This window comes from Saliniramus sp. (genome assembly GCF_035311605.1).
GTDB lineage: Bacteria > Pseudomonadota > Alphaproteobacteria > Rhizobiales > Beijerinckiaceae > Saliniramus.
Genome location: NZ_DATGCW010000337.1, coordinates 1 through 5062, shown reverse-complemented (window position 1 = coordinate 5062; position 5062 = coordinate 1). Strand labels below are relative to the sequence as shown.

The window sequence follows — 5062 nt, the reverse complement described above, 5'->3', positions numbered from 1 at the left end:
CTTGGTGGCGTCGTCTGCGAGCAGCATTTCCAGCATGTCGATGAACTCGGTGCCCTTGACCGGATCACCACCGATGCCGACCGCCGTCGTCTGGCCGAGGCCTTCATTGGTGGTCTGGAACACGGCTTCATAGGTGAGCGTGCCCGAGCGCGAGACGATGCCGACCGAGCCCGGTGAGAAGATGTTGCCCGGCATGATGCCGATCTTCGATTCGCCGGCGGTGACGACACCGGGGCAGTTCGGGCCGATCAGCCGCGACTTCGAGCCGGCCAGAGCGCGCTTGACGCGCACCATGTCCTGCACCGGGATGCCCTCGGTGATGCAGACGATCAGCGGGATTTCCGCGTCGATCGCCTCGCAGATCGCGTCAGCCGCGCCGGGCGGCGGGACGTAGACGACGGAGGCCTCGGCGCCCGTCGTCTCGCGGGCCTCGGCCACCGTGTCGAAGACCGGCAGCCCGATATGCTTCGAGCCGCCTTTGCCGGGCGAAACGCCGCCAACCATCTTGGTGCCGTAGGCGATGGCCTGTTCGGAGTGGAAGGTCCCGTTCTTGCCGGTGAAGCCCTGGCAGATGACCTTGGTATTCGCGTCGATGAGAATGGACATCGTTATCCTGACCTTTGTCTGCTCAACCGCCGCGAACGGCGCTCACGATCTTCTGGGCGGCATCGTCGAGATCGTCTGCGGGGATCACGTTGAGACCCGATTCGCGGATGATCTGTTTGCCTTCCTCGACATTGGTGCCCTCGAGGCGCACGACGAGCGGCACCTGCAGGCCGACCGCCTTCACCGCGGCGATCACACCGCGTGCGATCACATCACACTTCATGATGCCGCCGAAGATGTTGACGAGGATGCCCTTCACGTTGGGATCGGCGGTGATGATCTTGAATGCTGCCGTCACCTTCTCCTCCGAGGCGCCGCCGCCGACATCGAGGAAGTTCGCCGGCTCTTCGCCGTAGAGCTTGATGATGTCGAGCGTCGCCATGGCGAGGCCGGCGCCGTTGACCATGCAGCCGATCGTGCCGTCCAGCGCGATATAGGCGAGGTCGTATTTGGAGGCCTCGATCTCCTTGGCGTCCTCTTCCGTCAGATCGCGCAGTTCCTGCACGTCCGGATGGCGGTAGAGGGCGTTGGAATCGAAGGAGACCTTGGCATCGAGACAGCGCAGATTGCCGTCAGTGGTGACGATCAGCGGGTTGATCTCGAGCATCTCCATGTCCTTCGAGACGAAGGCGTTGTAGAGCTTGATGGTGAGATCATTGGCCTGCTTGGCCAGATCGCCGCTCAGGCCGAGCGCCTTGGCGACCGCACGCCCGTGATGGGGCATGGCGCCGGTGGCCGGATCGACGGTGATGGTGTGGATCTTCTCGGGCGTGTCATGGGCGACCTGCTCGATATCCACGCCGCCCTCGGTCGAGACCACGAAAGCCACGCGACCGGTTTCGCGATCGACCAGCGCCGAGAGGTAGAATTCCTTCTCGATATCGGAGCCGTCCTCGATATAGAGGCGGTTGACCTGCTTTCCGTCATCGCCGGTCTGGATCGTGACGAGGGTGTTGCCGAGCATCTGGGAGGCGAATTCCTTCACCTCGTCGATGGACTTGGCCAGGCGCACGCCGCCCTTCTCGCCCGCTTCCGCTTCCTTGAACTTGCCCTTGCCGCGACCGCCGGCATGGATCTGGCTCTTGACCACCCAGAGCGGGCCGCCGAGCTCCTTCGCCGCAGCCTCGGCTTCCTCGGCAGAGAAGATCGCGACGCCGCGCGAGACGGGCGCGCCGAACTCCTTGAGGAGTGCCTTGCCCTGGTATTCATGGATATTCATGGAAATCCTCTTTCATCAGCTGAAACGAAGAGCGGCGCCACCGGGGCGCCGCACCGCATTCCGCAAAGATCACTTCGCAAGTTCGGGATTGATCTTCTTGCAGGTATCGACGAGGCCGGTGACGGAGGCCACCGACTTCTCGAACATGGCTTTTTCGTCGGCGGCGAATTCCACCTCGACGATGCGCTCCACACCATTCTCGCCGATCACGATCGGCACACCGACGAACAGGCCGTCGACACCGTATTGACCGGTGAGATGCGCCGCGCAGGGCAGGACGCGCTTTTTATCCTTGAGATAGCTCTCCGCCATGGCGATGGCGGAAGCAGCCGGCGCATAGAAGGCCGAGCCGGTCTTGAGGAGGTTGACGATCTCGCCGCCGCCCTTGCGGGTGCGCTCGACCATGGCGTCGAGCTTCTCCTGCGTGGTCCAGCCCATCTTGACCAGATCCGGGAGCGGAATGCCCGCCACCGTGGAATAACGCACCAGCGGCACCATGTCGTCGCCGTGGCCGCCGAGCACGAAGGCGGTGACATCCTGCACCGAGACGCCGAATTCCTCGGCGAGGAAGTGGCGGAAGCGCGACGAATCGAGCACGCCGGCCATGCCGACGATCTTGTTGGCGGGAAGCCCGGAGAACTTCTGCAGCGCCCAGACCATGGCGTCGAGCGGGTTGGTGATGCAGATCACGAAAGCGTCGGGGGCATATTTCCTGATGCCCTCGCCGACGGCCTGCATGACTTTCAGATTGATCTCGATGAGATCGTCACGGCTCATGCCCGGCTTGCGCGGCACGCCGGCGGTGACGATCACGACGTCTGCGCCCGCGATGTCGGCGTATTCCTGCGCGCCCTTGTATTTGGCGTCGAAACCGTCGACCGGCGCCGATTCCGCTATGTCGAGGCCCTTGCCCTGCGGAATGCCTTCGGCGATGTCGAACAGGACGACGTCGCCCAGTTCCTTCAAGCCGACGAGATGAGCCAGGGTGCCGCCGATCTGGCCGGAACCGATGAGCGCGATTTTCTTGCGTGCCATGAGGACATGAACCTCGTTGTGTTGACCTGTTCGGGGAGCCGGACGCACATCGGCGCCGCCTGCTCCGGTGCGGGCCTCTTTGACTCATTCATTGCTTGGGTTCAAGGCGTTGAAACCCTTAACAGTTCCGGTATCGATGCAGCACCCGGCGCCGGAGTCTGGGGTAATTGCCAATCGACCATGCGCAAAAACGCCTTTTTCAAAGCGACTTACCGCACATGCGCGGTGCGGTCAGGGGGGCTTGCAGGACGCATTGGACGGTTTACGGAAAAATGAGACAAATGACGAATTTTGTCATTCTTATAGCCAGGCTCACACCTGACCCACCGCGAGGCTGCGCAGAACCACGCGCAGCATGACGTTGAGGCGCTCGTCGAGTACCGCGCGCGGCACGCGCACATCAATGCGCACCATGGCCGGATTGACGAATCGCTGCACGGCGTCGATGACGAAGGCGATCGCCCGGTCGCGGTCACGTGGGTTGAACACTTCCGTTGTGACGCCCTCGTCGATCACGCGCTCGAGCAATCGCAGTTGCCGGGTGCGGTGCTTGCGGGCAATGCCGCGCGAATGCTCCACCGCCGCAACATAGACGTCGAAGACATGCGCGTTGCGCTCGGCGCATTCGCGGTATTGCCGGGCGATGGCGAGGACGAAGCGCTCCAGCTTGTCGTCGGCAGGATCGGGGCTGTCGGCGATATCGCTGAGCGAGGCCTCGACCTCCTTGAGCCATTGACCGGCGACGGCGTCGATCAACTCGGCCTTGGACGGGAAGTAGCGGTAGACGTTGGCATGCGTCATCCCCGCTTCTTCCGCGACGCCGACCACGGTGAGCCGGCGGGCGCCGAACCGCCCCAGATGCTCCGCCGCGACCTGCAGCAGCCGCGTCTCCGGCGAAACACGCCGCGTGGTCGGTCCGGCAGGATTGGCAAGCGGTGTGGCGAGCGGGCTCATGGTCTCTTCTTAGCGCGCCAGCGCCCGCAGGCCAATCCCGGGCGCGCCATCCGCCGCGACGCGGCTTGCCGCTCAAGCCTGACGCAAGCCAGCGCACCTAGTCTCCGGTCAGATCGAAACCGGGAGACCTTTCCGTGGAAGCGATACACCTGTTTTCTCTGGCGTCGCGGCGTAGCGAATGGCTGTCGGTGCGCCAGGCCACGATCGCCGAGAACGTCGCGAATGTCGACACGCCGGGCTATCGCGCCAAGGACGTGCAGCCCTTTCGGGAGGTGATGGACCATACCCGCCTGCAGATGGCGGCGACCAGCCCGTCGCATCTCGAGCTCGACGGGCGCGCCCGCCAGACGCGCACCGACAAGGCGGATTCCTGGACCATCACCCATTCCGGCAACAGCGTCAGCATCGAGCAGGAACTGATGAAATCCAGCAGCGCGGCGCGGGAACATTCGCTTTCCACCAGCATCGTCAAGTCGTTCCACCGCATGCTCATGACAACCTTGAAAGGATAAGGCGATGATGGATCCGCTCGCCGCGATTTCGCGCATTGCCGGCTCCGGATTGCAGACGCAGTCCAAACGCCTGCAGATCATTTCCGAGAACCTCGCCAATGCCGAATCGACCGGCTCCACCCCCGGCGCCGACCCGTTCCGTCGCAAGACCATCAGCTTCAAGAGCGAGATGGATCGCCTCGTCGGCGCGGAACTCGTCGGCATCCGCAATGTCGGCACCGACCGCTCGCCGTTTCGCATCGAGCACGATCCCGGCCATCCCGCAGCCGACGAAAACGGCAACGTGAAAAAGCCCAACGTCAACATGCTGATGGAAATGGCCGATCTGCGCGAGGCCAACCGCTCCTATGAAGCCAATCTCCAGATCATCAAGAAAGCCCGCTCGATGGTCAACGCCACCATCGACCTGTTGAGGAACTGATCATGATCGATGCCGTCGCCAGTCTTCCCGGCGCCGCCGGGCTCGCCGCCCCGACCTCCGGGGTCGAACGCAAGGCCGCCACCGCATTGACGGGCGCTGTCCAACAGCCCCAGCGCACCGATTTCTCGCAGGTCCTGTCTCAGGTCGCGCGCGATGGCGTGAGCCGGATTCAGGCCGCCGAAGCGACGTCGCTCCAGGGGCTGCAGGGTCAGGCCTCGGTGCAGCAGGTCGTCGAGGCGGTAATGAGCGCGGAGCAGACGCTCAACACCGCGATCGCGGTACGCGACAAGGTCGTGCAGGCCTACCAGGAAATCA

Annotated in this window: 7 protein-coding genes; 3 read left to right on the top strand and 4 right to left on the bottom strand. The window is 63.6% G+C overall.

Annotation, left to right across the window (positions count from 1 at the left end; translation table 11 throughout):
- From VKP01_RS14990 to VKP01_RS14975, 4 genes are all read right to left on the bottom strand, one after another.
- A partial coding sequence (locus tag VKP01_RS14990) for a succinate--CoA ligase subunit alpha (RefSeq protein ID WP_324413679.1) occupies positions 1–606 on the bottom strand: 606 nt, incomplete at its 3' end.
- A 22-nt stretch (positions 607–628) separates the two neighbouring features.
- Positions 629–1825 carry an ADP-forming succinate--CoA ligase subunit beta gene (sucC, locus tag VKP01_RS14985; protein ID WP_324413678.1) on the bottom strand — a complete coding sequence of 399 codons (1197 nt, stop codon included), beginning with the start codon at positions 1823–1825 and terminating at the stop codon, positions 629–631.
- Between the two features lie 69 nt (positions 1826–1894).
- Positions 1895–2860 carry a malate dehydrogenase gene (mdh, locus tag VKP01_RS14980; protein ID WP_324413676.1) on the bottom strand — a complete coding sequence of 322 codons (966 nt, stop codon included), beginning with the start codon at positions 2858–2860 and terminating at the stop codon, positions 1895–1897.
- Positions 2861–3172: 312 nt separating this feature from the next.
- Positions 3173–3814 (bottom strand): TetR/AcrR family transcriptional regulator, encoded by a 642-nt coding sequence (locus tag VKP01_RS14975; RefSeq protein ID WP_324413674.1) that lies wholly within the window; start codon positions 3812–3814, stop codon positions 3173–3175.
- 134 nt (positions 3815–3948) lie between these two features.
- Here VKP01_RS14975 and flgB point away from each other — a divergent pair, with 134 nt between their 5' ends.
- The 3 genes from flgB to VKP01_RS14960 form a co-directional block, all read left to right on the top strand.
- Entirely contained in the window at positions 3949–4326 is a 378-nt protein-coding gene (gene flgB / locus VKP01_RS14970) for a flagellar basal body rod protein FlgB (protein WP_324413672.1), read from the top strand.
- A 4-nt stretch (positions 4327–4330) separates the two neighbouring features.
- Positions 4331–4747 carry a flagellar basal body rod protein FlgC gene (gene flgC / locus VKP01_RS14965; RefSeq protein ID WP_324413670.1) on the top strand — a complete coding sequence of 139 codons (417 nt, stop codon included), beginning with the start codon at positions 4331–4333 and terminating at the stop codon, positions 4745–4747.
- 2 nt (positions 4748–4749) lie between these two features.
- A partial coding sequence (locus VKP01_RS14960; RefSeq protein WP_324413668.1) for a flagellar hook-basal body complex protein FliE occupies positions 4750–5062 on the top strand: 313 nt, incomplete at its 3' end.

Coding starts and splice junctions, on each gene's coding strand:
- sucC (WP_324413678.1), bottom strand. CDS start 1,825: ATGAATATCCATGAATACCAGGGCAAGGCACTCCTCAAGGAGTTCGGC.
- mdh (WP_324413676.1), bottom strand. CDS start 2,860: ATGGCACGCAAGAAAATCGCGCTCATCGGTTCCGGCCAGATCGGCGGC.
- VKP01_RS14975 (WP_324413674.1), bottom strand. CDS start 3,814: ATGAGCCCGCTCGCCACACCGCTTGCCAATCCTGCCGGACCGACCACG.
- flgC (WP_324413670.1), top strand. CDS start 4,331: ATGATGGATCCGCTCGCCGCGATTTCGCGCATTGCCGGCTCCGGATTG.